This window comes from Curtobacterium sp. TC1, from assembly GCF_019844075.1.
In the GTDB taxonomy this organism is placed as follows: domain Bacteria; phylum Actinomycetota; class Actinomycetes; order Actinomycetales; family Microbacteriaceae; genus Curtobacterium.
In genome coordinates this window covers 354675-380783 of the sequence record NZ_CP081964.1, presented here as the reverse complement: position 1 = coordinate 380783, position 26109 = coordinate 354675, and the positions used below count along the sequence as shown (strand labels likewise).

At 71.2% G+C, this 26109-nt stretch carries 28 protein-coding genes; 10 read left to right on the top strand and 18 right to left on the bottom strand.

Features of this window, described 5'->3' with window-relative positions; genetic code table 11:
* Positions 1-63 precede the first annotated feature (63 nt).
* Entirely contained in the window at positions 64-951 is an 888-nt protein-coding gene (locus tag KZI27_RS02950; protein ID WP_222659253.1) for an aminoglycoside phosphotransferase family protein, read from the bottom strand.
* Between the two features lie 22 nt (positions 952-973).
* Here KZI27_RS02950 and KZI27_RS02945 point away from each other — a divergent pair, with 22 nt between their 5' ends.
* Positions 974-1342: a nuclear transport factor 2 family protein gene (locus KZI27_RS02945; protein ID WP_222659252.1), complete on the top strand. Its 369-nt coding sequence runs from the start codon at positions 974-976 to the stop codon at positions 1340-1342.
* Positions 1343-1378: 36 nt separating this feature from the next.
* On the opposite strand, the gene KZI27_RS02940 is transcribed toward KZI27_RS02945, so the two are convergent.
* The 8 genes from KZI27_RS02940 to KZI27_RS02905 all read right to left on the bottom strand — a co-directional run bounded on the left by KZI27_RS02940 (position 1379) and on the right by KZI27_RS02905 (position 7207).
* Entirely contained in the window at positions 1379-2029 is a 651-nt protein-coding gene (locus KZI27_RS02940; RefSeq protein ID WP_222659251.1) for a DNA alkylation repair protein, read from the bottom strand.
* 110 nt (positions 2030-2139) lie between these two features.
* On the bottom strand, positions 2140-3237 hold the full coding sequence (locus KZI27_RS02935) for a type I restriction endonuclease (RefSeq protein ID WP_222659250.1): 1098 nt from the start codon (positions 3235-3237) through the stop codon (positions 2140-2142).
* A 148-nt stretch (positions 3238-3385) separates the two neighbouring features.
* Positions 3386-3787 (bottom strand): helix-turn-helix domain-containing protein, encoded by a 402-nt coding sequence (locus tag KZI27_RS02930; RefSeq protein WP_222659249.1) that lies wholly within the window; start codon positions 3785-3787, stop codon positions 3386-3388.
* Positions 3784-3993, bottom strand: coding sequence for a ribonuclease PH (locus KZI27_RS02925; protein ID WP_261784038.1), 210 nt, complete (start codon positions 3991-3993; stop codon positions 3784-3786). Before KZI27_RS02925 ends, KZI27_RS02930 begins: the two co-directional genes overlap by 4 nt.
* Positions 3994-4163: 170 nt before the next feature.
* Positions 4164-5360, bottom strand: a complete 1197-nt coding sequence (locus tag KZI27_RS20350) for a peptidoglycan DD-metalloendopeptidase family protein (protein WP_315971206.1) — start codon at positions 5358-5360, stop codon at positions 4164-4166.
* Between the two features lie 123 nt (positions 5361-5483).
* The gene (locus KZI27_RS02915; protein ID WP_222659248.1) at positions 5484-5960 is read right to left on the bottom strand and encodes an SRPBCC domain-containing protein; all 477 of its coding nucleotides are present in this window, start codon (positions 5958-5960) and stop codon (positions 5484-5486) included.
* A complete protein-coding gene (locus KZI27_RS02910; RefSeq protein ID WP_222659247.1) occupies positions 5957-6373 on the bottom strand; it encodes an ArsR/SmtB family transcription factor in 417 nt (138 codons plus the stop codon). Before KZI27_RS02910 ends, KZI27_RS02915 begins: the two co-directional genes overlap by 4 nt.
* A 78-nt stretch (positions 6374-6451) precedes the next feature.
* The gene (locus tag KZI27_RS02905) at positions 6452-7207 is read right to left on the bottom strand and encodes an AraC family transcriptional regulator (protein ID WP_222659246.1); all 756 of its coding nucleotides are present in this window, start codon (positions 7205-7207) and stop codon (positions 6452-6454) included.
* A 76-nt stretch (positions 7208-7283) separates the two neighbouring features.
* Here KZI27_RS02905 and KZI27_RS02900 point away from each other — a divergent pair, with 76 nt between their 5' ends.
* Both KZI27_RS02900 and KZI27_RS02895 read left to right on the top strand, forming a co-directional pair.
* Entirely contained in the window at positions 7284-8102 is an 819-nt protein-coding gene (locus KZI27_RS02900; protein ID WP_222659245.1) for a sulfite exporter TauE/SafE family protein, read from the top strand.
* A 104-nt stretch (positions 8103-8206) separates the two neighbouring features.
* Positions 8207-10009: a gamma-glutamyltransferase family protein gene (locus KZI27_RS02895; protein WP_222661135.1), complete on the top strand. Its 1803-nt coding sequence runs from the start codon at positions 8207-8209 to the stop codon at positions 10007-10009.
* Between the two features lie 117 nt (positions 10010-10126).
* On the opposite strand, the gene KZI27_RS02890 is transcribed toward KZI27_RS02895, so the two are convergent.
* Positions 10127-11170 (bottom strand): NAD(P)-dependent alcohol dehydrogenase, encoded by a 1044-nt coding sequence (locus KZI27_RS02890; protein WP_222659244.1) that lies wholly within the window; start codon positions 11168-11170, stop codon positions 10127-10129.
* Positions 11171-11457: 287 nt separating this feature from the next.
* On the opposite strand from KZI27_RS02890, the gene KZI27_RS02885 reads away from it, so the two are divergent.
* From KZI27_RS02885 to KZI27_RS02875, 3 genes are all read left to right on the top strand, one after another.
* Positions 11458-11898, top strand: a complete 441-nt coding sequence (locus KZI27_RS02885; protein ID WP_111085865.1) for an OsmC family protein — start codon at positions 11458-11460, stop codon at positions 11896-11898.
* 94 nt (positions 11899-11992) lie between these two features.
* Positions 11993-12241, top strand: coding sequence for a hypothetical protein (locus KZI27_RS02880; RefSeq protein WP_222659243.1), 249 nt, complete (start codon positions 11993-11995; stop codon positions 12239-12241).
* Between the two features lie 58 nt (positions 12242-12299).
* Entirely contained in the window at positions 12300-13820 is a 1521-nt protein-coding gene (locus KZI27_RS02875; RefSeq protein WP_222659242.1) for a threonine/serine exporter ThrE family protein, read from the top strand.
* An 8-nt stretch (positions 13821-13828) separates the two neighbouring features.
* Here the strand turns inward: KZI27_RS02875 and KZI27_RS02870 are convergent, their stop codons facing one another.
* Positions 13829-14512, bottom strand: coding sequence for a TetR/AcrR family transcriptional regulator (locus KZI27_RS02870; protein WP_222659241.1), 684 nt, complete (start codon positions 14510-14512; stop codon positions 13829-13831).
* A gap of 173 nt (positions 14513-14685) precedes the next feature.
* On the opposite strand from KZI27_RS02870, the gene KZI27_RS02865 reads away from it, so the two are divergent.
* A complete protein-coding gene (locus KZI27_RS02865; RefSeq protein ID WP_222659240.1) occupies positions 14686-15003 on the top strand; it encodes a hypothetical protein in 318 nt (105 codons plus the stop codon).
* A 91-nt stretch (positions 15004-15094) separates the two neighbouring features.
* Here the strand turns inward: KZI27_RS02865 and KZI27_RS02860 are convergent, their stop codons facing one another.
* Complete coding sequence (locus tag KZI27_RS02860) at positions 15095-16036, bottom strand: SDR family oxidoreductase (protein ID WP_222659239.1); 942 nt, start codon at positions 16034-16036, stop codon at positions 15095-15097.
* 198 nt (positions 16037-16234) lie between these two features.
* On the opposite strand from KZI27_RS02860, the gene KZI27_RS02855 reads away from it, so the two are divergent.
* Positions 16235-16966 carry a hypothetical protein gene (locus tag KZI27_RS02855; protein ID WP_222659238.1) on the top strand — a complete coding sequence of 244 codons (732 nt, stop codon included), beginning with the start codon at positions 16235-16237 and terminating at the stop codon, positions 16964-16966.
* Position 16967: 1 nt separating this feature from the next.
* On the opposite strand, the gene KZI27_RS02850 is transcribed toward KZI27_RS02855, so the two are convergent.
* The 4 genes from KZI27_RS02850 to KZI27_RS02835 all read right to left on the bottom strand — a co-directional run bounded on the left by KZI27_RS02850 (position 16968) and on the right by KZI27_RS02835 (position 22243).
* Entirely contained in the window at positions 16968-17750 is a 783-nt protein-coding gene (locus KZI27_RS02850) for an endonuclease/exonuclease/phosphatase family protein (protein WP_222659237.1), read from the bottom strand.
* 35 nt (positions 17751-17785) lie between these two features.
* Positions 17786-19279 (bottom strand): LCP family protein, encoded by a 1494-nt coding sequence (locus KZI27_RS02845; RefSeq protein WP_222659236.1) that lies wholly within the window; start codon positions 19277-19279, stop codon positions 17786-17788.
* Between the two features lie 174 nt (positions 19280-19453).
* Positions 19454-20104 (bottom strand): GntR family transcriptional regulator, encoded by a 651-nt coding sequence (locus KZI27_RS02840; protein WP_222659235.1) that lies wholly within the window; start codon positions 20102-20104, stop codon positions 19454-19456.
* Positions 20105-20116: 12 nt separating this feature from the next.
* Entirely contained in the window at positions 20117-22243 is a 2127-nt protein-coding gene (locus tag KZI27_RS02835) for an MMPL family transporter (protein ID WP_222659234.1), read from the bottom strand.
* Between the two features lie 92 nt (positions 22244-22335).
* On the opposite strand from KZI27_RS02835, the gene KZI27_RS02830 reads away from it, so the two are divergent.
* Together KZI27_RS02830 and KZI27_RS02825 are read left to right on the top strand one after the other, a co-directional pair.
* Positions 22336-22749, top strand: coding sequence for a MarR family winged helix-turn-helix transcriptional regulator (locus KZI27_RS02830; RefSeq protein WP_222659233.1), 414 nt, complete (start codon positions 22336-22338; stop codon positions 22747-22749).
* Between the two features lie 78 nt (positions 22750-22827).
* Positions 22828-23868, top strand: a complete 1041-nt coding sequence (locus tag KZI27_RS02825; protein ID WP_222659232.1) for an LCP family protein — start codon at positions 22828-22830, stop codon at positions 23866-23868.
* 88 nt (positions 23869-23956) lie between these two features.
* Here the strand turns inward: KZI27_RS02825 and KZI27_RS20345 are convergent, their stop codons facing one another.
* Positions 23957-24649 (bottom strand): transglycosylase family protein, encoded by a 693-nt coding sequence (locus KZI27_RS20345; protein ID WP_222659231.1) that lies wholly within the window; start codon positions 24647-24649, stop codon positions 23957-23959.
* A gap of 302 nt (positions 24650-24951) precedes the next feature.
* On the bottom strand, positions 24952-26103 hold the full coding sequence (gene rlmC, locus KZI27_RS02815) for a 23S rRNA (uracil(747)-C(5))-methyltransferase RlmC (protein ID WP_222659230.1): 1152 nt from the start codon (positions 26101-26103) through the stop codon (positions 24952-24954).
* Between the last annotated feature and the right edge of the window lie 6 nt (positions 26104-26109).

Below are 26109 nucleotides of genomic sequence, written 5' to 3'. Positions count from 1 at the left end.
CGGTACGCGCCCGTCCCGTGGTGCGTTCACAGCCCCACGCACGGCCCCGGGCGCGCCGCCGCGTCAGAGGACGGGATCCGCGAGCACCGCGGCGAGCACGCGTTCGTGCTCCGTGCGGTCGCCGGGCCCGGCACTGCCGGCGAGCATGATGAGTGCCTTCCACAACGCCCAGCCACGAGCCCGCGCCCACGCATCGGCGTCCAGTCCCACCGCCTCGCGGAACACCGGGCGCGCCGCCGGGTCGAGGAACGTCCACGCGAGCACCAGGTCACAGGCCGGGTCGCCGACCCCGCACGTGCCGAAGTCGATCAAGGCGGTGAGCCGTCTCGCGTCGTCCACGAGGAGGTTGCCCGGCGCCACGTCCCCGTGGAACCAGACCCCCGGACGGGCCCACGCGGTGGCGACCGCGTCGTCCCAGATGCGCTCGCACGCGGCACGGTCGACCTCGGGTCCCAGGGTGTCGAGTGCCGCGACGACCTCGACGCCGTACACCGACGGGTGCTCGCCGCGGTGGAACGAGTGCGCGCCGGCGGTCGGCCCCCCGGTGGCGGGGAGACTCCGGAGCTGCCGGAGCACCGCACCCACCTCGGCGGCGAAGCGCTCGTGGTCGAGGTCGACCGCACGCGCGGCCACCGTCCCGTCGAGCCACCGCATGACCGACCACGGGAACGGGTACCCCTGGCCGGGTTCGCCCAGGCCGACCGACTCGGGCACCGCGAGGTCCAACCGTCGGGCCAGGTACGGCAGGACGGCCTGTTCCTTCTCGACCGCGGGCACGTAGCCGGCGGCGCTCGGCAGCCGGACCGACAGCGCGTCACCGAGTCGGTACGTGCGGTTGTCCCAGCCCTGGTGCTCCACCTCGTGCACGGGCAGGCCGCTCCACTCGGGGAACTGCGCCGCGACGAGTCGTTCCACGAGTGCGACGTCGATCCGGGGCACCTCGGTGTGCATCGCCCCAGGTTAGGCTCCGGGCATGGCCACCGTGTCCGAGTTGCTGACCGCGAACCTCCACGACGTCTTCGGCAACCGAGACGCCACCTCCCGCCGTGCCGCGATCGAGCGGACGTACTCCCCCGATGTCGCCTTCACCGATCCGGAGGGCACCGCCGTCGGCTGGGACGCCCTCGACCAGAAGGCCGGCGAACTGCTCGATCAGGTGCCCGGCGCGTTCCAGTTCGTCGAGGAGGGCCGCCGCTACGCCTCCGAGACGCACGGCGCCCTGGCGTGGGGCTTCGGTCCGGTCGGCGCCCCTGCGGTGCGCGGCATCGACGTGATCGAGGTCCGCGACGGCGTCGTGGTCTCCCTGACCACCTTCTTCGCCGAACCGCTCGAGACCGACTGAACCGCGGGGGCGGCCGGCCACCTGCTCCGGCTGCTGTCAGCCGCGCAGGCGGTCGCGATCGGGCGGAGACAGGTGCTCGGTCGCCGTCTGGCGAGCCGCAGGGGTCAGGAACCGTCCGCTCTTCTCGAGGAACGCCACGAGCGCCGGCTCCGACGCCCGCTTGCCGGTCTCCCGCAACACCCACCCCAGCGCCGACTGCACGGTGTCACTCCGCTCCCGCACCAGGCGTCCGGCGATCCCGAGCGGCACCTCGGCGTCGCCCTGCTTCACGAACGCCAGGGTCGCCACGATCGCGATCCGCCGCACCATCGCCACGTCGGACTTCACGAGCGCGAACAGCGGGCCCGTCGAGCTGCCCACGAGCGGTGCGCCGACGAGCTCCTCGGCCGCCAGGTCGACCAGTGCGGGGTCGTCGAACCGCTCGGCCTTCGCCGCCGACAGGTACTCGTCGGTCAGCTCCGGATCGGGGTGCTCGCGCATGGCCTGCACCAGGAGCAGCACCGCGATGAGCTTCGCCCCGTCGTCCTCGCTCCACAGCAGCGCCGACCGCTCACCGTCGTCGAGCCCCTGGAACTGCCGTACGACCCGACGCGCCGCCGCGACGTCGCCGTCGGTGCGTGCGAACGCCGCGAGTACGGCTTCCGCATCGGCCCCGTCGCCAGCCCCGGTCCCGCCGCGCGATGTCATCCCGTCAAGCGTATCCGCGCCGCCTGGCCCGCACTTCGTGAGCAGGAACGGTCGGATGCCCGAAGGCGACCCGACCATCCCTGCTCACGAAGATCGACTCCGACTGCTCGTCAATTCGCGAAACGCTGAGCAGCTCCTCGGATCGTCTCGGCGTGGAGGTAGATGTCGTCGAGGTTCTCGATCGGGTGCTTCGTCTCGACCTTGTTCTCGTCGAACAGGCCGAGGTACTTCTGCTTCTTGCCGTTGAACCACAGGCGGGCGATCGGCTTGCGGTTGTTGTCGTCGAGCAGCACCGCGAAGTACGACTTCTGGTCACGGTGTGCGATGCGGTCCGGCTTCACCTCGCTGCAGGCGATGGCCTTGACGATCTGGTAGCCCTCGAGCTCCTCGAGTGTCGTCTCGATCTCAGTGTCGCGATCGAGGTCACCCTCGGCCACAGCGGCGCTCGTGACCGACTCAGCCGGTGCCTCTGCGCCGATGGGCGCGCTGTACGAGGCACCGAGGGCGGTCTTCAGGCGGTCGTTGACCTGCTCGTTGAGGAACTGCTTCGAGGCCTTCGCGACGAGCGCCGTGAACTGCGTCCGCGCCTCCTGCGTGAAGCGTCCGTCGTAGACACGCGATGTGAAGAGACGCACGAAGTCCTCTTCCGGCTCGCGGAACTGCGCAGCGATTGCTCGCTTGATCGAGCCGACGTACTTGAGTTCCTCCGCAGCACTGATGACGGAGTCCAGGTCGAAGACGTCCTTCGTGAGCTTGCTGAGCTCGGGAAGGAGGGTCTCATCAATGTCGGCGAGGTCCAGCACGAGGAACGGACGATCGTCCATCTTGTTCGGCGCGTCGAGGTCCGTGTAGAAGTTGTAGACCTCGCCGTTCGTCAGGACCGCGATTCGGGCGTTCGTGACGGAGAAGTAGCGGAACAGCTGCGAGGCGTGCTCGATCTTCAGCGGCTCGGTCGACTTCTTGCACTCGATGAGGATCTGCACCTCGCCGTCTCGCATGATCGCGTAGTCGACCTTCTCGCCGCGCTTGACGCCGACGTCGGCCGTGAACTCGGGCACGACCTCGAGCGGGTTGAACACGTCGTACCCAAGGATCGTGGAGATGAACGGCATGACGAACGCGTTCTTCGTCGCCTCTTCGGTCTGGATGGCCTCGCGCTGGTTCTGCACCTTGGTCGCGAGCGCAGCGAGACGTTCTTCGAACTCCATTGTTTCTCCCCTGTGATCAATCCAACGCTAGTTGACGACCTGTCATCAAACGACGGCTCGTTCGCCCCACTTCGTGGGTCGCGAGCTGAGCTCGTCACGAGAAACATCAGCATTGCACACTGGGGAGCCGCCGCGCCGAGCGCTGCGGTCAGGAGGCCGCGAGCGCCACGGGTTCCCCCTCGCGCACGAGCTGGTGCACCCGTTGGTACGAGACCCCCAGCACGACCGCGATGTCGCGCAGGGTCATGCCGTCGTCCTTGAGGGAGATCGCTATGGCCCGCCGAAGCGACAGCGCCCTCGCTTCCTTGACCTCAGCCTCGGCACGGAGTGCTACCGCTTCGTCGAGCGACTGGGCGAGCTCCGGTTCAAGTTCCACTCGGATGACTACCACGACCTCGTCCTGGTCGACCTCGGCGACGAACGCGATGGCTTCACGCTGGGCATCAGCAGCGAGGTCGAGCCGGCGGACCTGTGAGATCGCGCCGGGGAACTGATCGTTCTGCACGATCCACCAGTTGCCCTCACGATGTGCACGTGACGTGTAAGTCATCGCCACCACCCCTTTCCGAGCTCCTGCTCGTACTGCTTGAAGAACGCGCGGGCCGTGCCTTCTGCGATCTCGGAGTGCCGACCGATCGTGCTCCGAGTCCGGCCGACGATCACGCCGGTGTGATTCGTCAACTCGACCTCGCGGTACTCGAGGCCCGCAGCACGCGCCGCGATCTTGATGCGCTTCAGCACAGCCTGCCTTTTCACAGGCTATGTCTAGAGCGGTTGATCTTTCAAGTCAAGCGTTATAGACAGAGCGGTATGGGCTGCGATGTCGAGGCCGCCGCTTCCGCCCTTCGTGAGCAGAAATGGTCAGGTGCCCGAAGGCGACCCGACCATCCCTGCTCACGAAGCGGAACGACGCCACCGGCCCCGGATCAGCGGAAGTGCATGTTCTTCAACGGGTCGACGAGCGTGCCGTTGCGCCGCGTCTCGACGTGCACGTGCGGGCCGGTCGACTGGCCGGTGTTGCCGGACTTCGCGATCTCGGTGCCGAGCTTCACGATCTGGCCCTTCTTCACCTCGATCTTGCTGAGGTGGGCGGTGAGCACCGCGGTCATGCCGTAGGTCACGACGATGTAGTTGCCGTACGAGGCGTCGTTCGCCACCGTCTTGGTCACCTCACCGGTGCCGGACCCGTACACCGGGGTGCCCACCGGCACGGGGGCGTCGGTGCCCTGGTGGTAGCGCGGGACGTGCCCGGCACCGCGGTCGTCGCCGTACTTGCCGGTGATCTTCGTCCCGTTGACGGGCCATGCCAGTCCGGTGACGGGCCGGCTCGACCAGACGCGGGTGTCCTTCGACCCGTAGAGCACGACGTTGCCGTCGACCTGCACGAGCAGGTTGCCGGAGCCGGCCGTGCCGGTGCGCGAGGTCCAGAGCGCGACCTTCTTGCGCGATGCGTCACGGGTCCAGATGACGAAGTTGCCCTTGGGCTGCAGCTCGGCCCAGGCGCCGGGGTGCCCGCCGGTCCGCGACTGCCAGACGACACGGCCGCTGACCTTCTGCACGAGGTTGCCGTCGGTGCGCATGTTGAGGATGCGCGTGTTCGTGGTGTCGGAGCGCAGCACGGTGCCGCCGAGCAGTGTGTTCCCCGATGGGACCCGGTCCTGGTAGGTGGTCCAGTTCACGACGACGGACCTGCCGGCGAGCAGCGCCATGGTGCCGTCCGCGCGGATCTTCAGTGCCGTCGAGTTCGCGGTGCCGGCCGAGGCCCAGCGCGCCAGACGTTTGCCGTTCTTGGTGATGTCGAGGGCACGGTTCTTGCCGACGACGGCGATCGCGCCGGGCGAACCGGCGGTGTTCGAGGCCCAGAGCACGCGGTTGCCGATGCCGTACTCGACCAGGTTGCCGTCGCCCTGCATGATGAGCTTGAACTGGCCGTTCGGCGACGTCACCTGGTCGCCCGGGTTGATCTTCGTGCCGGCGGGTGCCGATCCGACCCACACCGCCGACGCTGCGGCGGGTTCAGCCGTCGCGACGAGGGCACCGGCTGCGAGGGCCAGCACCGTGAGGGCGCCGGCGAAGCGTGGGAGTCGGCGCGCACGTGCGACGGTCGACGGAGTGGTGGTCATGGATCCCCTGACTCGGAACCGACCACGCCACTGCGCGGTCGTTCGGCGCTCGCCCTGTACGAGTCACCGAACGATGTTCGCTTTTCTGCGCGGGGCGCACAACCCCTTGACAGGGGGGTGCGACTACGGCTGCTGGAAGAACTCCTTCGGTGTCGCCAGCAGTGCTTCGAGCTTGTGGAACGACTGCGTCCAGCCGGCGATGTTCATGTCGCGCATGAACTCGGGGAAGGGTCCCTGCGTCAGGGTGACGATCGTCCCGTCGCCGTCCTCGGCGAACTCGAGCGTCAGGGACAGCGCGGTGCCGTCCTCGACCCCGGGGATGCCGTGCGCCGTGGAGGTCCCGACGATGATCCGGTTCTCCTCGATCTGCTCGAGGGTCGAGGTGACGGGCGACGACCACTCGGCGTCGTCGTTGCTGACCATCGTGAGGTTCCAGGCGCCACCGACCCGCGCGTCGACCTCGACGGTGGCGACGGGGACGTGGAAGCCGAGGGGGCCGAACCAGAGCGCGAGCAGCGCCGGGTCGACGAACGCCCGGTAGACGTCGGCGACGGGGTGGGCGAAGCGGTGGGTGGCGTGGGCGGTGAAGTGTTCGGTCATGACTGCTCCTGCGGATCGACGGTGAAGGCGGAACTGGTGGAACTGGTGGAACTGGCGGGTGGGGCGGTGGACGGGCTGCCCACCGGGGCGGGCGTGCGCTGGGCGGCGAGCAGGGCCTCCAGGCGGTCGAACCGGCGGTCCCAGTCGGGACGCAACCGGCCCAGCCAGGCGCCGAGCTCGTCGACGGCCTCGGGCCGGAGACGGCACGTGCGCCACGTGCCGTGCCGCTCGCGCGTGATGAGGCCGGCGCGTTCGAGCACGCCGAGGTGCCGCGAGATCGCCGGGGCGCTGACGTCGAACGGCTCCGACAGCTCGGAGACGGTCGCCTCACCCTTGCCGAGCCGTTCGACGATGCGCCGTCGGATCGGGTCGGCGAGCGCCGACAGGACGACGTCGGTGTGGTCGGGTTCCATCGTCGCCTCCTCGGTGAACCAGACGGTTAATTAACCGCTGCGTTCAGTATGCGCGCCCTCCCGCGGGGGCGCAAGGCCTCACCGGAACCGGGACGGCGGGGCCCCGAACGCCTTCGAGAAGGCGGCGGTGAACGCAGCAGGGGTGGCGTAGCCGAGTCGGCCCGCCACCTCCGTCACGGTGCCGCGTCGCAGGGCCGGGAGGCTCGACAACAGTCGCGCACGCACCCGCCAGCTCGCGGGCCCCACCCCCGTGGCCGCACGGAAGTGGCGGTCGAGGGTGCGTTCCGAGACGGCCACCGCACGCGCCCAGTCGGCGTTCGTCACGTGGACGTCGGGCTCGGCCAGGTACGCCCGACACAGGTCGCGCAGGACGCCCCGTGGCGGCAGCGAGATGCTCAGCGGGATCGGTGCGACGCGCTGCAGCTCGTGCAGGGCGAGCCGGACGAGGGTGCCGTCCCGGCCGCCGTCGTCGTACGGCACGTCGAGGGCGTTGGCGGCGCGCAGCACCTCTCGCAGCAGGGGCCCGACCTCGACGACGGCGCACCGGCTCGGCCACCAGGGCACGGCGTCCGGCTCGACGTACAGGCTCCAGGTGCTGACGTCGAGCATCCGGACCTCGTGGGGCACCCCGGGTGGGATGAGCACGGCCCGGTCGGTCGGCACGGTCCACGAGCCGTCGTCGGTCTCGACGAGCATGACGCCGCTCGCGCCGTAGAGCAGCTGCGCCCGTCGGTGCTCGTGCCGGGCGAGCAGGTGGTCCGGCGGGTAGTCGGTGCCGATCGGCAGGACGTCGAACGGCTGGTGGTCGAACTCGGAGACCGGGACGTTGCGCACACGACGAGGCTAGGTCTCGAAGGAACGTGCCGCACACCCGATCGTCCGCCGTGGTGATCCCCGCTGGGATGGAGGCATGTCGTTCATCGTGCTCGTGGTCATCGGGGTCCTGGTCGGGGTCACCACCGTCCTGTTCGGGTTCGGGGGTGGGTTCGTCACCGTGCCGATCATCACCGTCGCCGACGCAACCCTCGGTGGCGACGCCGTCCGGGTGGCCACGGCGACCTCGGCCCTCGTGATGCTCGTGAACGCCGCCGTGGCCACCGTCTCGGCCCGGCGCGGCGCGCTCGCACCGCTCCGGGGTCGTTCGTCGCTGTTCGTCCTGCTCGGGGTCGGCGGCGCGGTCGGGGTGCTCGCCGCACGAGGGGCCCCGGACGCGCTCCTGCGCTGGGGCTTCGTCGCCTACCTCGGGGTCACGGTCGCCGACCTGCTCCTGCGCCCGGGGTTCCTGCGCAGCTCGGCGAAGGATCGCGCCGTCGCGACCCGCGGCGGTGGACGCGACCACGGACCGACCCGCACCGGCGTGCCGACCGCCACGGGCCTCCCGATCGGTGCGGTCGCGGCGTTCCTCGGGGTCGGCGGCAGCGTGATGACGGTCCCGATGCTGCGCCGTGCCGGTGCCACCATGACGTCGGCGACCACTCTGGCGAACCCCCTCACGCTGGCGATCACGCTGCCTGCCGCCGCCGTGACCATGCTGCTGCCGGCGGTCGTCCCGCACGCCGCGGGGCTCGTCGGCGCCGTCGACGTCCGGGCAGCCGTGGCCCTGCTGGTCGGCGCGATGCCGGTCATCGTGCTGCTCCGACGTCGCCCGCCGCACCTGCCCGAGGTCGTGCACGCCTGGGGGTACGTCGCACTGCTCGTGGCAGCGGGGGTCGTCGTGGCCCTGGGCTGAGCAGCGAGCCCCGGGGAGAGGATGGGTGCATGCCGACGCCGAACCCCGCCTTCGTCCCGCCCGCCACGCAGACCTCGCGCCCGGACCTCCAGGGCACGTTCGGCATGGCGGCCGCGACGCACTGGATCGCGACCGCCACCGCGCAGTCGGTGCTCGAGCGCGGGGGCAACGCCTTCGACGCGGCCGTCGCCGGGGCCTTCGTCCTGCACGTGGTCGAGCCGCACCTGAACGGTCCGGGCGGCGACCTGACGGCGGTGTTCGCGACGGCGTCGGACCCGACCCCGGTCGTGCTCGTCGGGCAGGGCCCGGCACCGGCGGGCGCGACGCCCGAGCACTACCGCGCCGAGGGTCTCGAGCTCGTCCCCGGCTCCGGCGCGCTCGCCGCCACCGTCCCGGGTGCCGTCGACGCGTGGCTCCTGCTGCTCCGTGACCACGGCACGTGGGAGCTCGCGGACGTCCTCGCGCCGGCGATCGGCTACGCCCGTGACGGCCACCCGATCGCAGCCGGGGTGGTCCGGACGATCACCGCCGTGCAGGACCTGTTCCGTGACCACTGGCCCACGTCCGCCGCACAGTGGCTGCCGGGAGGCACGGTGCCGGTCCCCGGGGACCTGGTGCGCAACGAGGCGCTGGCCGCAGTGCTCGACCGGCTCATCGACGCCGGTGACGGCTCCGGCAGTCGGACCGCGCGCATCGACGCCGCACGGAGCGAGTGGGCCGAGGGCTTCGTCGCCGAGGCGATCGACCGCTTCGTGCGGGAGCCGCACCGACACGCGTCGGGCACCGACCACGCCGGGGTCATCCGCGCGTCGGACCTGGCGGCGTTCCGGGCGTCGTACGAGCCCGCGGCGACGGCGGAGTTCCGCGGCTGCACGATCGCGAAGACCGGGCCGTGGGGCCAGGGGCCGGCGCTGCTGCAGACGCTGCGGCTGCTCGAACCGCTCGACGACGCACTGCTCGACCCGTCGACGTCGGTCGGCGCACACACCGTCGTCGAGGCGCAGAAGCTCGCGCTGGCCGACCGCGAGGCGTTCTACGGCGACGGCGACGTCCCGCTCGACGTGCTGCTGTCCGACGCGTACACCGACGAGCGGCGTGCGCTGATCGGCGAGCGGGCATCGGCCGAGCTGCGACCGGGCTCGGTCGCTGGCGTCGAGCACGCGCTGCCGCCGGTCCGGACGTCGTACTCCTCCGGCGGCGGCGCGGGTCTCGGCGAACCCACGGTGCAGGTCGCGCGGGACGCCGACCGCGCGCCGGCCACCCCCGTCGTCCCCGTCGAGGACCGCGGCGAGCCGTTCGTGGCCCCGGACGGTGATACCCGGGGCGACACCTGCCACATCGACGTCGTGGACCGCTGGGGCAACATCGTCAGCGCGACGCCGTCCGGCGGCTGGTTGCAGTCGTCGCCGACGATCCCCGAGCTCGGGTTCTGCCTGGGTACACGGCTGCAGATGACCTGGCTCGAGCCGGGCACGGCATCGACCCTGCGCCCCGGCGAGCGGCCCCGCACGACGCTGACGCCGACCCTGGTGCTCCGTGACGGCGTGCCGGTGGCGGCGCTCGGTTCACCCGGCGGCGACCAGCAGGACCAGTGGCAGCTGCTGTTCCTGCTGCGGTGGATCGTCGGTGGGTACACCCCGCAGCAGGCGATCGACGCCCCGGCGCTGCACACGACGTCGTTCCCGGGGTCGTTCTGGCCGCGCACGTGGGAACCGGCCGGGCTCGTGGTCGAGGACCGGCTCGGCGACGACGTCATCGCGGAACTCGAGGCACGCGGTCACGTCGTCACCCGCGCCGGCGACTGGAGCCTCGGCCGTCTGACGTGCGTGACGCGGGACCCGGCGACGGGTGTGCTCGGCGCCGCGGCGAACCCCCGCGGTGCGCAGGGCTACGCCGCCGGCCGCTGACCCGCGCTCGTTCCTTCCCAGGACACCCGCGCTGGAAAGCGGAATCGGGCGTACCTGGTCAGAACTTCCGACCAGGTACGCCCGATTCGACCAGGTACGCCGCGAGACGACCCGTGGTCAGAGCGTCGGGACGACGACCGCGCGGCCCGAGAGCTCGCCGGCCTCGAGCTTTCGGTACGCCTCGAGGGCGTCCGACAGCGCGTAGCGCTCGACGTCGGGGACGATCTGCCCGGCGCGGTACATCGCGACGACCTCGTGCAGGTCCTCGATCGTGCCCCAGTAGGTGTTCGTGATCGTCGACTCGTACGGCGTCGCGAAGAAGTTCCACTCGGTGGTACCGCCGGCGATCCCGACGACGGTGAACCGGCCACCGACCGCCATCGAGGCCTGCGCGACCTTGATCGTGGGGGTGGCACCGACGAAGTCGAACGCGGCGTCGACGCCACGACCGCCGGTGATCTCGCGGATCGCGGCGGCCTGGTCCGGTCCTCCGGGGACGGTGATCGCGCCCCGGGCGGCAGCGCGGTCCATGGCGTCCTGCTTCATGTCCGTGGCGATGACCGTGGCGCCGGTGAGCGCGGTGAGGATCTGCACGGCGATCTGCCCGAGGCCGCCGAGCCCGACGACGAGGGCGAAGCGACCGCCACCCGCCAGGTTCGGCAGGGAGTTCTTGATCGCGTGGTACGGCGTGAGCGCGGCGTCGCTGAGCGGTGCGGCGGCGATCGGGTCGGCGTCGCCGAGCGGCACGAGGTTGCGGGCGGGGACGCTCACGTACTCCGCCATGCCGCCGTCCCGCCCGAGACCGATGCCCATGTACGGGTTCGTCGCGGCGTTCTCGCAGTAGGTGTCCTGCCCCTTCGAGCAGTACGAGCAGTGCCCGCAGCCGACCGGCCCGTAGACCAGGTAGGCGTCCCCCTCGGTGAACCCGGTCACCCCGTCGCCGACGGCCTCGACCCAGCCGGAGTTCTCGTGGCCGAGGACGAACGACGGGGACTGCGCGCCCGGCTGCCCCTCCTGGAACTCGCGGTACACGGCGACGTCCGAGTGGCACGCACCGGCACCGGCGACCTTGAGGAGCACCTCCCCCGGGCCCGGCGTGGGCTTGGGGACGTCCGTGAGGGACGGGAAGGTCTGGTACTGCTCGAACACGACGGCGCGCATGGTGGGTCTCCTTTGAACGCCATTCAGGCTACACCTGTCGTTTAACACGACACCTGTCGCCCAGCCTCCGGAGTTCGGTTCTTCCCAGAGCGCCCGCGATGGTACGAAGGGTCGGGCGTACCTGCCAGGAAGTTCCGACCAGGTACGCCCGAACGCACCAAGTACGCGCGGACCACCGGCGAACCCTGCGTCTTCGCCGTGAGCCGGTTGCGAGAACGCGCGTTCTCCGCTTGACTCGACGGCGACGGTCCCGCTCGGGACCGATCCCCCACACGAAAGGAGCGGCCATGCCCACGCGCACCGCACGCACCGCCTGGAACGGCGGGCTCAACGACGGTTCCGGTCAGGTCGAGCTCTCCAGCTCGAAGGTCGGCACCTACGACGTCTCGTTCCCGAAGCGCGCCGCTGACGAGGCCGGTGGCAGCACCAGCCCCGAGGAGCTCATCGCGGCCGCACACTCGGCCTGCTACGCCATGCAGTTCTCGGCCGTCCTCGGCGAGGCCGGCGGCACGGTCGAGGCCCTCGACGTCAAGGCCGACGTCTCGCTCGGCCCGGATTCGGCCGGCGGCTTCAAGCTCACCGGCATCGCCCTGACCGTGCACGGCGAGGTCACCGGCATCGACGAGGCGACCTTCCTGAAGGCCGCCGAGGACGCCAAGGCCACGTGCCCCGTCAGCAAGGCACTCACCGGCGTCGACATCACGCTCGACGCGACGTTCGAGCAGTAGGCGAGCGACGCAGGCGACGTCACCACGTGACGGACGGGAGGCCCGGTGCCAGCTGGCACCGGGCCTCCCGTCCGCCGGCACGTACGCTGGCACCATGCGTCGCGCGACCTGGACCCACGTGACCCTCTGGGTCGGCCTGGCCGGCGTCGCCGCCGGCATCCTCCTGAACCTGCTCACCCCGCCGTCCACGTTCGGCTTCGCCTCCTTCGCACCGGAGGCCGACTACGCCTTCGTCGCGGGGAGCCGCCCCTGGCAGGCAACGGTGGGACCGGTCCTCGTGCTGGTGGGCGCGGTCGTCGCGGCGTTCGCACTCGGCCGGCTCAGCGTGCGCCGCCGGAGCTGATCCGAGCGCGTCCAGCGGACCTCAGGACTCGGGGTCCGCGGACTGGCACCATGGCGGGATGGCCGAGCAGCACCACCCGGGCCCGCACAAGCCGGGCCGCCCACCCCGGCCACGTCGCCGCAGTCTCGCGCAGCACGACCTGCGCGATGCGCGGGCCCGCCTGCGCGGGACGATCTACGAGCACGTGGAGCCCGACGCGAAGGGGCGCGATCAGTACACGGCGACGCAGATCGTCGACTTCTGCCTCGACCTGGCCGAGGTGATGCTCGCCTCCGGTGCCGACACCCGCAGCGTCGAGACGGCCGTCGTCGCGGTGTCGACGAAGTGGAACCTGGCGCCGCTCGACCTCGACTTCTCCGGCAGTTCGGTGACGATCCAGTACGCGCCGGCCGACATCCCGCCGCTCGTGAAGGTCCGGACAGTGAGTTCCGACGGCTCCGACCTGGACCGCTTGGCGCGCGCGAACCAGATCGTCGACGACCTGGTCCACGACGAGCGCGACATGACCTCGGCCGTGAGCGCCCTCGTCGCGGTGCTGCGGATGCCACCGCGCTGGCCGACGTGGCTCGCCGACGTGGGGCTCTCGATCCTGGGGACCTCGATCGCGATGCAGGCCGGTGGCGGGTGGCGAGCGGGCATCGGGGCGTTCGTGCTGATGTTCGGGATCATCCTGTCCGGGCGCTGGCTGACGGGCCGTGGCTACCCGCAGTTCTTCGTGTCCGGGGCCCAGGGGGCGGTCGCGTCCGTGATCGGCACCCTGGCGATCGGTGCGGGCGTGCTGCACCCGGCGGGGGCCGCCACCATGGTCGCCGCGCTGGTGGTGCTGCTCCTGCCGCACGTCTCGCTCGTGACCTGGGCCCAGGACGCGATCTCCGGCTTCCGGGCGATGGCGGTCGCCCGTGCGTTCTACATCGGGCTGGTCATCGCCGCGATCGTGGTGGGGGTGCCGGCGGGGATCGCGATGACGAAGTGGCTGCACCTCGAGGTCGACCCGTCCGGCATCGTCACCCAGGCGCTGCCGCTGTGGGCCTCGCTCTCGCTCACCGTGGTGTCGGCCGGGGCGAACTGCTTCGTGCAGCAGGCCAGTGCGCGGGTGATCCCCGTCGCCGTGGTGTTCTCGGTGGCCGCCGGTGCCTCGCTGTGGGGGCTGCGGCAGTTGGGCCTGCCGCTGCTCGGCGCGACGTTCCTGGCCGCCGTCCTGCTGGGTGTGCTCTCGACCTACGCGGCGGCACGGATGCGGACGGCGGTCGCGGCGATCGCGGTGCCGGCGTTCTGCGGGGCGCTGCTGCCCGGTGTCGCGGTGTCGAACGCGCTGCTGAACTTCATGTCGGGGTCGTCGAGCGCGGCCCTCGACTTCGTGGCGGCGGTCTCCGTGGCACTCGGGATCGGCGCCGGGCTCGTGCTCGGCGGCCTGTTCGCGACACCGGGCGCGCGCCGGGCGCTCCGTCGGACCCGCCGGGTCGTCGTGCACTCGGTGCACAACGACACGACGGCGCTCCGGGTCATCCGGGACACCGGGTACGACCCCGGCGACGGCTCGGTGCCGCGCGGGTCGCGGTCGGGGTCCGACGGGCGCTGACGGTCGGGTCAGATGTCCCAGCTGCCGTCGTCGCCGTCGCTCCACGTGGCGTGCCGGCGTGCGGCGTGCGGTTCGTAGCGTTCCATCCAGCCGCGCTCGAGACGGGCCACCGCACGGTCGAACGCCGCGACGAGGTCGAGATCCGAGCGGAGCAGGGCCTGCAGCTGCAGCCCCTCGTACAGCGCGATGAGCTGTTCGGCGCCGCGACGGGGATCCATCGTGTGCGGTGCGCGACCGACGGCGATGTCGCGCTCGAGCCCGCGCTTCACCTGGGCGTAGAAGAGCTGGTACCGCGACCGCAGGTACGTCGCCATCGGGTGCTCGGGGTTGCCCGCGACGGACAGCAGCGCGACCAGCAGGCGCATGAGCGCGGGGTCCTCGGCGTTCGACGCGACGATCGCGCGCAGGAGCTCGACGGTCGAGCCGTCGCCGACCTCCCGGGTGACCTCGTCCATCCGGCCACCGTTCCAGCGGTCGACGGCGGCGAGCACCAGGCCGTCCCAGGACGGGAAGTGCTGCTCGAGCTCCTCGACGGAGATGCCCATCCGTTCGGCGACCTGCACGGCGCGTGCTTCGTGGAAGGGGACGTCGCGGAGCAGGTCGACGGTGGCCCCCACGATCGTGATCCGGAGGTGCAGGGTCGCCGCCGCGGCCGCTGCGGCCTGCGTGTCGGCGCTGGTGTGTTCGAGCATCGTGCCCTCCGTCGTTCCACGGACGTCCTGTCCGGGGTCGCCCCGACGCCGGGGCACGTCCATCCAAACGCAGAACGGGCCACAACAGAATCCCCGGTACGGGTGTCGGCACATGGGGGGACACGGGAGCGACGCCCAGCGGGTTCGCACGGATCCGTGTGACCATGCCGGGCATGACCCCGAACGACCCCACCGCACAGGGACTCGCGACGATGGCCTCGGCCGGCTTCGAGTTCGGCGGCGACCCGGAACAGGTCGCGCACGACGTCCGCGCGATGTGGGAGCAGCTCGGCCGCCCCACCGGCGCGTTCGACGCCGCCGCACGGGCCATCGCGGTGCTGCCGCAACGCCCCGAGGTCCCGATCGTCGACCAGGCACGCCGACGCGCGTTCGAGCACGCGATCGGCATCAACCCGGTCGAGGTCGAACTCGCCGCCGCGCTCTCCGCGCGGGAGCTCCTCGAGAAGATGGCGCGCGCCGTCACCTGCTGACGCGACCAGGCGCCGTGGACCCGACCACACGGACGACGGGAGGCGCGGTACCCACCGGCACCGCGCCTCCCGTCAGCCCGTCAGCGACGCGTTACGGCGTCGGCATCCCGCCGTCGACGTGCAGCGTCTCACCCACGACGTAGGACGACTCACCGCTGGCCAGGAACACGTAGGCCGGCGCGAGCTCGGCGGGCTGCCCCCAGCGGCCGAGGTAGGTCTGCTCTCCGGCGGACGGCAGCGCCTCGGGCGGCTGGCCACCGGCCGGCTGCAGCGGGGTCCAGATCGGCCCCGGTGCGACGGCGTTGACGCGGATGCCCTTGGGCGCGAGCTGCGCCGCCAGGCCCTTCGCCAGGTTGTTCACGGTCGCCTTCGTGGCCGCGTAGTGCACCAGGTGCGGCGACGGCGCGTAGGCCTGGATCGACGTCGTGTTGATGATCGTGGAGCCCGGCTGCAGGTGCGGCACGGCGGCCTTGGTGATCCGGAAGGTCGCGTAGGCGTTCGTCTTGAAGGTCTCGTCGAACTCCTCGTCGGAGATCTTCGTGATGTCGTCGACGTTCTGCTGCTTGCCCGCGTTGTTCACGAGGATGTCGATCCCGCCGAGCTGCGCCACGGTGTCGGCGACGATCTGCTCGCACACCGCGAGGGACGTGATGTCGCCGGGCAGTGCGACCGCCTTGCGGCCGGCGGCCTCGATGAGCGCGACGATGCGGTCGGCGTCCTCCTGCTCCTCGGGCAGGTACGAGATCGCGACGTCGGCGCCCTCGCGTGCGTAGGCGATGGCGACCGCTGCGCCGATGCCGGAGTCGCCACCGGTGACGAGTGCCTTGCGGCCCGCGAGTCGGCCGGAGCCGCGGTAGGTGTCCTCGCCGTGGTCGGCGGGGACGTTCTCCGCCATCTCGGCGTCGGTACCGGCACCCTCGAGGTACTGCTCGTCCGGCTTCTTGTCGGCGTACATCTTCGTCGGGTCCTGCATGGAGTACTGGTCGAGCGCTGCCTGGTCGAGCCCTGCCTGGTCGTTCTGCTGGTCCGTCATGCCGCCGACGGTACGCAGGGGCGCACCACGGGCCGTCCAGGAGGCTGTCCCCCGGCGGGCGGACCGGCTGACGTCCGCCGGCCCCACCGGTCCAGGGCCGCACCTGCGTCTTCCTCGATTGTCACGGTCCGGTGACGGCCAGGACCCGATTCGGTAACACCTGTCGTTCTGGACGGGTCGGGGTCGTACCGTCGAACGGTGACTCCTCGGACCCTGTTGGCGCTCGGCGCTGCCGTGCTCGCCTTCTCGGCCGGCGCGCTCGCGTTCGACGGCACCACCGGGATCGGTACCGATGCGGCCGTGGCCGCCGAGACCACACACGACGCCGCTCCGGTGCACGTGTCGAACGCGAAGCTCCGTCGGGTCGACTCGATCGAGCTCGACGCCGAGTCCCTGGTGCTCCGCAACGGCGGGAAGACCGTCGTCGAGTCGTCGATGCGCGACTCCCGGTTGACCGTGAGCCTGCTCGACCGCCTGCTCGGCACCCCGACACGCACCCAGACCGCCGAAGGCGTCGGCGGCGCGTGCTTCCCGGCCGGCACCACGTCCACGTGGGGCGGTGCGATCCGGGTCGCGGCCCTGACCACCGAGGCGCGCGCGGGCAACGCCGTCGAGATCCGCGTCCTGCGCGACCAGGTCCGCAGCCGACTCGGTGCACGGATCGAGCTGACCGGCCCCGACGGCGTGCAGGTCGGCGACGACATCGCCGACGAGATCGCCGACGCTCCCCGCTCCGAGCGGGTGTCCTACGGTTCGGACGACTCGCGCGCGTGGCAGCTGCTGCTGCGCGAGGGCTGGGCCGACGACACCTCCGGCGACGACCACCCGGCCGACTCCGCCGGCACCAACGGGGTCTCGGCGCTGACGGACGAGACCACGGTCACGGTGCTCGGATCCCCGATGCCCGTGCACGCGCAGCGGAGCTGCTGACTCACACGCGGATCGTCGCGATCACCGGGAAGTGATCGCTGGCGAACCACGTCTCCGGACCGTCGTGGTCGATGACGACGCGATCGACGCCGGAGACGCCGCGGGTCAGCACCCAGTCGATGCGTTCCGCGGTGTCGACCGGTGGCTGCCAGTCGTTGAACGACGCGGTCCGGTCCTCCGGGTCGCCCGCGAGCAGCCAGGTGTCGTCGAACCCGGCCTCGGCGAAGACCCGTGAGGCGGGGCCGGCGCCGGCCGGCTCGTTGCAGTCCCCGGCGAAGACGACGGGACCGGTCTCCCGCGCGAGCCGTTCGACGATCAGCGCCGCGCTCTTGCCGCGCACCTCGTCACCGTGCTCGCCCGGCTCGTGGTCCAGGTGCGTGGTGAGCACCGTGACGGCCGGGCCGTCGGTGTCCAGGAACACCGCGTGGTTCGCGATGCGCGGGTACAGGCTGTCCCACGTGTTCGAGACCGGTTCGTCCGGGGTGTCCGACAGCCAGAACGAGCCCTCGTCGGTCGGCCGGAACCGGTCGCGACGGTAGAACACCGCCGGGTGCTCGCCAGCGGTGCCGCCCTCGCGGCCCTGTCCGACGTCCGCGTGGTCCGGCAGGCCGGCACGCAGGTCGTCGAGCTGGTGCGCGAACGCCTCTTGCACGCACACCAGGTCGGGGTCGTGCCGTCGGATGACGTCGAGCAGGACGGGGAGCCGGGCCGGCCAGTCGTGCTCCGGGTCCGGGTTCTTGATGTTGTAGGTCATCAGGACGATCGGACGCGCTGCGTTGCTCACCCCTCGAACCTAGCGAGGGCGTCCCGGCCGTGGCCTCAGTTGATGCAGGTGCCCTCGGTGCCGTAGTTGTGCACGTCGGTCGACTTCGGCGCGGGCTCCTTCGTCGCCTGCTTGGTCGGCTTCGACCCGGAGCCGGTGCTGGCGGGCTTCGAGGCGGTCGCGCTCGGCTCGCTCGCGGGCTTCGCGGTCTTGCCGTCGGTGCCGAGCACGAGCGTGACACCGGTGACCGCGCTGGTGCGGACGGCGACGGCACCGGGCACGGCCGCCGCGATCGCCTTCGCCTGTGACTCCTGCCCGGCCGGGTACTGCACCTGCGTGACCTTCGTGGTGGCGGAGGAACCGGCCGGTGCGACCTGGAACCCGCGGCTGGTCAGGACCTGACCGGCCGTGGTCGCGGCACCCTCGACACCGCTGCCGTTCAGCACGGTGACCGAGGTGTTCGCCGGCTGGGCGCGACCGGCCTTGGCGTAGGCCTCCGGCTCGCCGACCAGGCCCTGCACGAAGGCCGGCAGCCCGACGGTGTCGACCTCGACGATGGACAGCGCCGAACCGTTGACGTAGACGGTCGGCGTGCCGAGGGTCGGGATCGTGGCCGACTGGATGTTCGCGGGTCGCAGGTTGCGCATCTGCGAGGCGAGGTCGATCAGGTTCGTGTCGGTCTGGATCGACCCCCCGACGGCCTTGAGGATGTTCCCCATCTTGACCGGGTTGAGCAGCGTGCCGGCGGAGGTGACCTTCCGGGCCTCCTGCGACAGGAAGTACTGCTGCCGGACGTTGCGGTCGAGGTCGCCGTTCGGCAGGCCGTGGCGCTGACGGACGAAGGACAGGGCTTCCTTCGCGTTCAGCGAGGACTTGCCGGCCGGCAGGTCGACGCCGGAGTACGGGTCGTTGGTCGCCTGGTTCAGGCAGACCTCGACCGGCCCGAGCTCCTTGACGACCTGGTAGAAGCCGAGCAGCGAGACACGGACGTAGTGGTCGATCTGCAGACCACTCAGGTTCTCGATGGTCTTGATGAGCATCTTCGCACCACCGGTGTCGCCGCCACCGTTGAGCGTGCCGTAGTAGAAGGCACTGTTGAGCTTGCCCTTGCCCACGTCCGGGATGTCGACGTACGAGTCACGCGGGAACGAGATCATCGTCGCCTGCGAGCCGTCGGCGTTGATGTGCAGGACGATCATCGTGTCGGTGTTGGTCGCACCGCCGTCCGACGTCGTGCTGAGTTCCGCCATCTGCTCGGGGGTGGCGTTGTCCGGCCGGTGGTCGTCACCGACGAGCAGGATGTTCTGCGCCTTGCCGTCGACGTCGTCCTTCGTGTCCTTCTTGCCGGTGATCGCGTTGACGATCGTGACCCCGCCGGACAGCTGGTTGTACGCGTACGCCGTGTACCCGACGCTCAACACGACAGCCATGGTCAGCACGCCCGCGATCGCCGGGAACACCACTCCCGCTCGTCGCTTCTGGCGCCCGTGGCGCGGCGTCACGGCACCGCGGCGCGCGGGCTCCGTCGTCTGCTCGGGTTCGTTGCTCACCGGGAAACCATAACCGCAGCGCGCGCAGGGGACATGGAATCCGCCTGGAAGGTCACTCCACAGCCCCTGCGACCGCGTCGCGGCTCGAGACGCGCGTGACGGCGGACGGGAGGCCCGTGGCGGGATCGCCACGGGCCTCCCGTCCGTCTCCTGGTCGCGCTGGGCGACGGGGCGCTACGCGCGCGACGGCAGCAGGTGGATGGCCTCCATCGCGAGCTCTGCCGCGATCGGGTCCTTCGCCAGGACGGCGGCCTTGAGCTTCTCGATCTCGGGCAGGACCACCGCGGCCGGCACCAGCTCGGCGAGCTCGGGGACCCGGAGCTTGAAGGACAGCCCATCGGTGGTCGATCGGCAGAGCTGCACGAGCGACGGGTTGCCGCAGGCGTCCGCCCACTGCGAGTAGATGTCCGCGCCATCGCGGGCGACCTGGTCCTGCTCGTCGGCACCGACCCGCGCGATGACGTCGTCGAGCATCTTCACGATCTTCTTGCGCTGCGGCTCGGTGAAGTTGGGCACGGCCAGGCGCACGACGCCGCCGTAGATGACGCCGAGCGTGCGGTAGGCGTCGAGGAGCTCGTCCTTCGTCGGGGCCGCCACGCGGGTGTAGCGGTTCGGCGCCATCTCGATCAGGCCGGCGCGGGCGAGTTCCGCGAGCGCTTCGCGGATCGGGGTGCGTGAGACCCCGAGCCACGCGATCAGGTCGTCGTCGTTGAGCCGTTCGCCGGGTTCCAGCGTGCCGTCCATGATCGCGTCGCGGATCTTGTCCTGCACGGTGTCACGGAGGAGCTTGCGCTCGGCGGCGGGCTGCGTCGAAGGAACTGGCATGCACCCAGCGTGTCACATGTCATGGTTCGCGCGCGAGAGGCGCGACGGCCACCAGGCCCGCCGCCCGACGTCGTACGCGAGCGCCGGCACGAGCAGCGAACGGACGACGATCGTGTCGAGCAGGACGCCGAAGGCCACCACGAACGCGATCTGCACGAGGAAGAGGATCGGGATGACGCCGAGGGCCGCGAACGTCGCCGCGAGCACCACGCCAGCCGAGGTGATGACCCGGCCGGTGACGCCGAGTCCTCGCAGGACCCCCTCGTGCGGGCCGTGCCGCAGCGCCTCTTCCCGCACCCGCGTCATGAGGAAGATGTTGTAGTCCACCCCGAGCGCGACGAGGAACACGAACGAGTAGAGCGGCACGCTCGGGTCCGCACCGGGGAAGTGGAACACGTGGTCGAAGACGAGCGCCCCGACGCCGAGGGCTGCGGCGAACGACACGATCACACTGCCGATCAGCACGAGCGGGGCGACGATGCTGCGGAGCAGGAGCATCAGGATGAGCAGGATCACGACCAGCACCACGGGGATGATCAGCGTGCGGTCACGGATCCCGGTGTCGTTCGTGTCGACGGCGGTCGCGGTGACGCCGCCGACGACCGCGTCGGGATCGACCCGTTCGACGGCGGTGCGGAGGTCACGGACCGTCTGCTCGGCCGCGTCGGAGTCGGCTGGGTCGGACAACGTGGCCTCGAGCAGCACGTCCCCGCGCGAGACGGTGGGCTCGGCGGCGACGCCGCCGGCGGAACTCGTGTCGCTCGTCACGGGCACGGTGCCGGACGGGGTGTCCTTCGCGGCGGCGACGACCCCGTCGACACCGTCGACCGCCGTGACGGCGTCGACGAGGGCGGCGAGGTCACGCTCCGACCCGATGACCTGCGCCGGGCTGCCGGAGCCGCCCGGGAAGTGGTCGGCGAGGACGTCCTGCCCGTCGCGTGCCTGCGACGCCCCGATGACGAGGTCGCTCTGCGGGACCCCGTCGGCCTTGAGCCCGACCAGGCCCGTGCCCATCGCGACCAGGCCCACCGTGCAGACGATCCACACGACCCGGGAGCGCTTGGCGACGAGCCGACCGACCCGGGCCCAGACGCCGCGGGCCTCCGGACCGGTGAGCACCGGGTGGGCGCTGCCGTACGCGGGACGCAGCGGCCAGAACGCCGCTCGACGGAACGCGAGCAGCAGTGCGGGCAGGAGCGACAGGGCGGCGAGCAGGCTGAACGCGATGCCGATCGCCGCGACCGGACCGAGCGCCTTGTTCGAGTTGAGGTCGGAGAGCAGCAGGCAGAGCACGCCCACGATGACGGTGCCGCCGGAGGCCAGGATCGGTTCGAGGCTCCCCCGCATGGCCGCCTTCGTCGCGCCCCAGCCGGTGCGGTGGTCGCGCAGCGCCTCGCGGAAGCGCGCCGTGTAGAGCAGGGCGTAGTCCGTCGCCGCACCGATCACCAGGATCGACAGGATCCCCTGCACCTGGCCGTTCACGGTGACGATCCCGGCCTTCGCGAGCCACCACACCACCAGGATCGAGGCGCACAGTGCGAACGTCGCGGTGCCGAGCACGAGGATCGGCAGCAGTGGTGAGCGGTAGACGACGATCAGGATCACGAACACCGCGGCGAGCGCGACCCCGAGCAGCAGGCCGTCGATGCCGGCGAACGCCTCGGTCAGGTCGGCGGTGAACCCGGCTGGTCCGGTGACGTGGCCGCTCACACCGGCGGGCAGGGCGTCCTGGACGTCGGTGCGGATCGCCTCGACGGCGTCGCCGGTGTCGGCTGCCGTGGTGAGGGTCGCGACGATCTCCACCGCGTCGCCGTCCGCACTCGGGATCACCGGGCTGACGGACTCGACGTCGTCGCGGTCGCCGAGCTGCGTCGCGAGGCCCTTCGCCGCGGACAGGTCGGACGACGACATCCCGCCGTCGCGCTCGAGCACGATGATCGCGGGTGCGCCCGACTCCTGCCGGAACTCGGACGACCGCTCCTGCACCGTCGTGGCGTCGGCCGACGCGGGCAGGAACGAGGTCTGGTCGTTCGTCGACACCTCGGAGATCTTGCCGAAGTACGGACCGCCGACGGAGGCGATCGCGAGCCAGACCACGATGACGAGCGCGGGGAGGACGATGCGGAGGAAGCGGGACACGTCGGTGAGCGTACACCGATCGTCAGCATGCTGATTACTAGACGGACGGGACAGCCGACAGCCGCGGCCGGTGTCGACCGTAGACTGCGGCCATGGACGACACGACCGAGCAGTGGCCCCTCGGTCGGCTGCTCTCGGCCGCCGCACGCTCCGTCGAACGGGACTGGGACGAACGACTCCGCGCCATCGGACTGCCGCACGCAGCCCTCATCGCGGTCGACATCCTGATCCGGACGGGGCCCACCGGTGCCGACACGATCGCACGGACGGCACGGGTGCAGCCGCAGACCATGTCACGGACGCTCGAGCGGATGGAGCGGGACGGCCTCGTCGAGCGCACCCCGCACCCCGACGACCGACGTCGCCGGCTCGTGACGGTGACGGAGCACGGACGCCGGGCATGGGAGACCGCTCGACACATCGAGCGCGAGGTCCTGCCGGACGATCCGACACTGCGAGCTACCCTCAACGGACTCCTCAGGAAGCCGTCGCAGCCCGATCGGTGACACCCAGTACGCGACATACCACATGCGGTAGGATTGGTCGGTCGGTGGCACGGCCGACCGAATCCGCAGGAGTCCCGCATGTCCGAACGACGGGCGGCCCGTCAGGCCGCCGAGACCGCAGCACGGACCGCCCGCCGCCCGAAGCGCCGACGACCCTTCCTCGTCGCGCTGCTCGCGACGGTCGGATCACTCGTCGGCATCGCCACCGTGGTCGCCGTCGTCGCGAGCATCTTCGTCGGCGGGCTGGCGCGCAGCTTCGACGCCGGCCGCGACGTCATCGCGAACCCGTTCCCGAGCGGGACCCGCCCGACCGCCTCCGGTGGCGAGAACATCCTGCTCATCGGTTCCGACTCACGGGCTGCCCGGGGACCGGACGGCAAGCCTTCGGACGCCGGTGGCCGCTCCGACACCCTGATGCTCGCGCACATCCCTGCCGACCGGCAGGCGGTCTACCTCATGTCGATCATGCGCGACTCGTGGGTGGACGTCCCGGGTCACGGGCGCGCCAAGATCAACGCCGCGTACGCGTGGGGCGGTGTCCCGCTCACGGTGCAGACCGTCGAGCAGCTGCTGGACGTCCGCGTCGACCACGTCGCCGAGATCGACTTCACCGGCTTCACGGGCATGACCGACGCACTGGGCGGCGTCCCGGTCGACTCCAGCCGGGCGTTCTCCGCGCGCGGCCACGACTTCGTCGCCGGCGCCAACCGACTCGACGGCGACGCCGCACTCGCCTTCGTCCGCGAGCGGTACGCCTTCGCCGACGCCGACCACACGCGCGTGCGGAACCAGCAGGCGTTCATGCGCGGCATCGTGGACGGACTGCTCTCCCGTGGCACGATCACGAACCCCGGACGCATCCAGGACTTCGTGACCGCGACGAGCGAGCACCTCGCGGTGGACGCCGGGCTCTCGTTCCCCACGCTGATCGGCCTCGGGTGGTCGCTGCGCGACGTCCGGACCGACGACCTCGAGACCTTCACGGTACCGACGGCGGGGTCCGGGACCTCCCCGGACGGGCAGTCCATCGTCATGCTCAACGACCTGGCGGTCGGCTCGCTGTCGCAGGCGTTGCGCTCCGACGACGTCGCGGCCTGGCTGTCCGACAACCCGCAGTAGCACTCCCGTCCGTCTCGACACGCGCCACGCACGACGACGCCCCGCGACCGAGGTCGCGGGGCGTCGTCGTGTTGGTCCCGAGGGACGATCAGGCGGGGAGCTGCAGCTCCTGGCCCGAGTAGATCAGGTTCGCGTCGTCGATGGTCGACGTGTTCGCGGCCCACAGCTTGTTCCAACCACCGTCGATCCCGAGCTTGGTGGCGATGGTGTCGAGCGTGTCGCCCGAGGCGACCGTGTACGTCTTGCCGCTCGTCTTCACGGCGGCGGGCTTGCTCGGCGTCGTGGCGGCCGGTGCGGTCTCCTGCGCGGGCGCCGGAGCCGGAGTGCTCGGCGCGGCCTGCTCCGGGGCAGCCGGGGCCGGTGCGGCCTGCTGCGTCGGGGCCGGAGCGGCGGGGGCTGCCGGAGCCGGTGCGGCGGCGGCCGGTGCGGCGCCGCTCGTGCCGCTCAGTCCGAGCTGCGCGGAGCAGGCGGGCCAGGCACCCCAGCCCTGCGTGGCCAGGACGCGCTCGGCGACGGCGATCTGGGCCTCGCGGCTCGCGCCGGCGGGGCTGCCGACACCACCGTTCGCCTGCCAGGTGCCGAGGTTGAACTGCAGGCCGCCGTAGTAGCCGTTGCCGGTGTTGATGGCCCAGTTGCCGCCGGACTCGCACTGCGCGAGGGCGTCCCAGGTCGAGCCGGACGCAGCGTTCGCGGGGGTTGCCGCGAGGCCGACACCGGTCGCGGCGATGCCGGCGAACGCGAGGCCGCCGACGATGGTGCGGGTACGGGAAAGCTTCTTCATGTGATTGCTCCACCGGGGTCACGAGCCGCTTCGAACGCGGAATCCACTGCCCACCCCGACCGATCGCGGTCAGTTGTGGGGTGCGCCACCGGGGGCAGTGGTCATCGGGCCGGCGGCACCTCGGTCGGCAACCATAGGAAACTCTTCGTCGTTATCAAACCGAGACAAACGGTTCTACCCGTTGGTGCTATGTCCCCCGGTGGCGAACCTGTACGCCGCGATGCCCATGGCCATGGTGATCGCCCCGTACCCGGGTACGTCACCTTGGCAATTCCCTGGCAATGCCGACCGGGAGGCCCGGATCACGTCCGCGACAACAGGGTGACGGCCTCGAGATGGCCGGTCTGGGGGAACATGTCGAGCATCCGGACGCGACGCAGTCGGAACGACGGCATGCGCGCCAGGTCCTTGGCCAAGGTCACCGGGTTGCAGCTCGAGTAGACGACGTGCTGCACGTCTGATCCCTCGAGCCAGGTCGACAGCGTCTCGCCGATCCCGCGTCGCGGTGGGTTCACCAGGACGAGCTCGGGCACGGCGTCGGGTCGGGCGCGGAGTGCGTGTTCCGTGGCGTCGTCGGCGGCGAACCGGAGGCCTTCCAGCCCGGCCTCGCGCGCGGACTGCTTCGCCGAGCGGATCGCCTCGGCGCTCGTCTCGATGCCGGTCACCACTCGGCCCGGCCGTGCGGCGTGCAGGGCGAACCCTCCGACGCCGCAGTACAGGTCCCACATCGACGCCGGGTCGAGCTCGTCGATCCACGCCGAGGCCTGGGCGTACAGCTCGGTGGCGACGCCCGTGTTGGTCTGGAAGAAGCTCTGCGGCCGCAGGTGCATCGTGATCCCGCCGAGGCGCATCGGCAGCGTCTCCTGCTCGGTGAGCACGATCTCGCGGTCGCCCTCGGTCACGGCCTTGTGCTCGGGCAGCAGGTTCGCCGTGACCACCACGACGTTCGGCAGGGCGTCACGCAGCGCACCCAGGTGCTGGCGGAGCCGCGTCACCTGCCCCTCGGACCGCAGGACGAACCGGACCATCAGTTCACCGTCGGGCGACTCGGTGACCAGGACGTACTTCAACTCGCCGCGTCGGGCCGCGACGTCGTACGGGATCAGCCCCGCGGTCGTGACGAAGTCGGCGAGCAGGGGCAGCGCGTGCCGGATGCCGGGCGTGCAGATCCCGCAGTGCCGCAGGTCGACGCCGCGCTGCCGGTGGTCGAGGATGCCGACGGTCGGGTGCTCGGTCGAGCCGCCGACGACCATCTTCGCCTTGTTCCGGTACCCGGCCTCGGGACTCGTGATCGCCGGCGACCACGCGACCGCTCCGGGGCCGCCCGCTGCCTCGACGGCGTCGTGCAGGAGTTCGCGGGTGCGCAGTTCCTTGTCGAGGACCTGGTCGGCGTAGGGCTGCCCCATGAGTGTGCACGACCGGCACACCCCGCGGTCGAAGTAGTCGCACTGCATGGCCGA

Bases quoted from the DNA above. Each gene is read 5' to 3' on its own strand.
- KZI27_RS02875 (WP_222659242.1), top strand. From the start codon at position 12,300: ATGGCCGAGCAGCACCACCCGGGCCCGCACAAGCCGGGCCGCCCACCC.
- KZI27_RS02870 (WP_222659241.1), bottom strand. From the start codon at position 14,512: ATGCTCGAACACACCAGCGCCGACACGCAGGCCGCAGCGGCCGCGGCG.
- KZI27_RS02950 (WP_222659253.1), bottom strand. From the start codon at position 951: ATGCACACCGAGGTGCCCCGGATCGACGTCGCACTCGTGGAACGACTC.
- KZI27_RS20350 (WP_315971206.1), bottom strand. From the start codon at position 5,360: ATGACCACCACTCCGTCGACCGTCGCACGTGCGCGCCGACTCCCACGC.
- KZI27_RS02825 (WP_222659232.1), top strand. From the start codon at position 22,828: ATGTCCGAACGACGGGCGGCCCGTCAGGCCGCCGAGACCGCAGCACGG.
- KZI27_RS02890 (WP_222659244.1), bottom strand. From the start codon at position 11,170: ATGCGCGCCGTCGTGTTCGAGCAGTACCAGACCTTCCCGTCCCTCACG.
- KZI27_RS02840 (WP_222659235.1), bottom strand. From the start codon at position 20,104: ATGCCAGTTCCTTCGACGCAGCCCGCCGCCGAGCGCAAGCTCCTCCGT.
- KZI27_RS02885 (WP_111085865.1), top strand. From the start codon at position 11,458: ATGCCCACGCGCACCGCACGCACCGCCTGGAACGGCGGGCTCAACGAC.
- KZI27_RS02930 (WP_222659249.1), bottom strand. From the start codon at position 3,787: ATGACTTACACGTCACGTGCACATCGTGAGGGCAACTGGTGGATCGTG.
- rlmC (WP_222659230.1), bottom strand. From the start codon at position 26,103: ATGCAGTGCGACTACTTCGACCGCGGGGTGTGCCGGTCGTGCACACTC.
- KZI27_RS02880 (WP_222659243.1), top strand. From the start codon at position 11,993: ATGCGTCGCGCGACCTGGACCCACGTGACCCTCTGGGTCGGCCTGGCC.
- KZI27_RS20345 (WP_222659231.1), bottom strand. From the start codon at position 24,649: ATGAAGAAGCTTTCCCGTACCCGCACCATCGTCGGCGGCCTCGCGTTC.
- KZI27_RS02945 (WP_222659252.1), top strand. From the start codon at position 974: ATGGCCACCGTGTCCGAGTTGCTGACCGCGAACCTCCACGACGTCTTC.
- KZI27_RS02900 (WP_222659245.1), top strand. From the start codon at position 7,284: ATGTCGTTCATCGTGCTCGTGGTCATCGGGGTCCTGGTCGGGGTCACC.
- KZI27_RS02865 (WP_222659240.1), top strand. From the start codon at position 14,686: ATGACCCCGAACGACCCCACCGCACAGGGACTCGCGACGATGGCCTCG.
- KZI27_RS02935 (WP_222659250.1), bottom strand. From the start codon at position 3,237: ATGGAGTTCGAAGAACGTCTCGCTGCGCTCGCGACCAAGGTGCAGAAC.
- KZI27_RS02830 (WP_222659233.1), top strand. From the start codon at position 22,336: ATGGACGACACGACCGAGCAGTGGCCCCTCGGTCGGCTGCTCTCGGCC.
- KZI27_RS02895 (WP_222661135.1), top strand. From the start codon at position 8,207: ATGGCGGCCGCGACGCACTGGATCGCGACCGCCACCGCGCAGTCGGTG.
- KZI27_RS02860 (WP_222659239.1), bottom strand. From the start codon at position 16,036: ATGACGGACCAGCAGAACGACCAGGCAGGGCTCGACCAGGCAGCGCTC.
- KZI27_RS02915 (WP_222659248.1), bottom strand. From the start codon at position 5,960: ATGACCGAACACTTCACCGCCCACGCCACCCACCGCTTCGCCCACCCC.
- KZI27_RS02940 (WP_222659251.1), bottom strand. From the start codon at position 2,029: ATGACATCGCGCGGCGGGACCGGGGCTGGCGACGGGGCCGATGCGGAA.
- KZI27_RS02910 (WP_222659247.1), bottom strand. From the start codon at position 6,373: ATGGAACCCGACCACACCGACGTCGTCCTGTCGGCGCTCGCCGACCCG.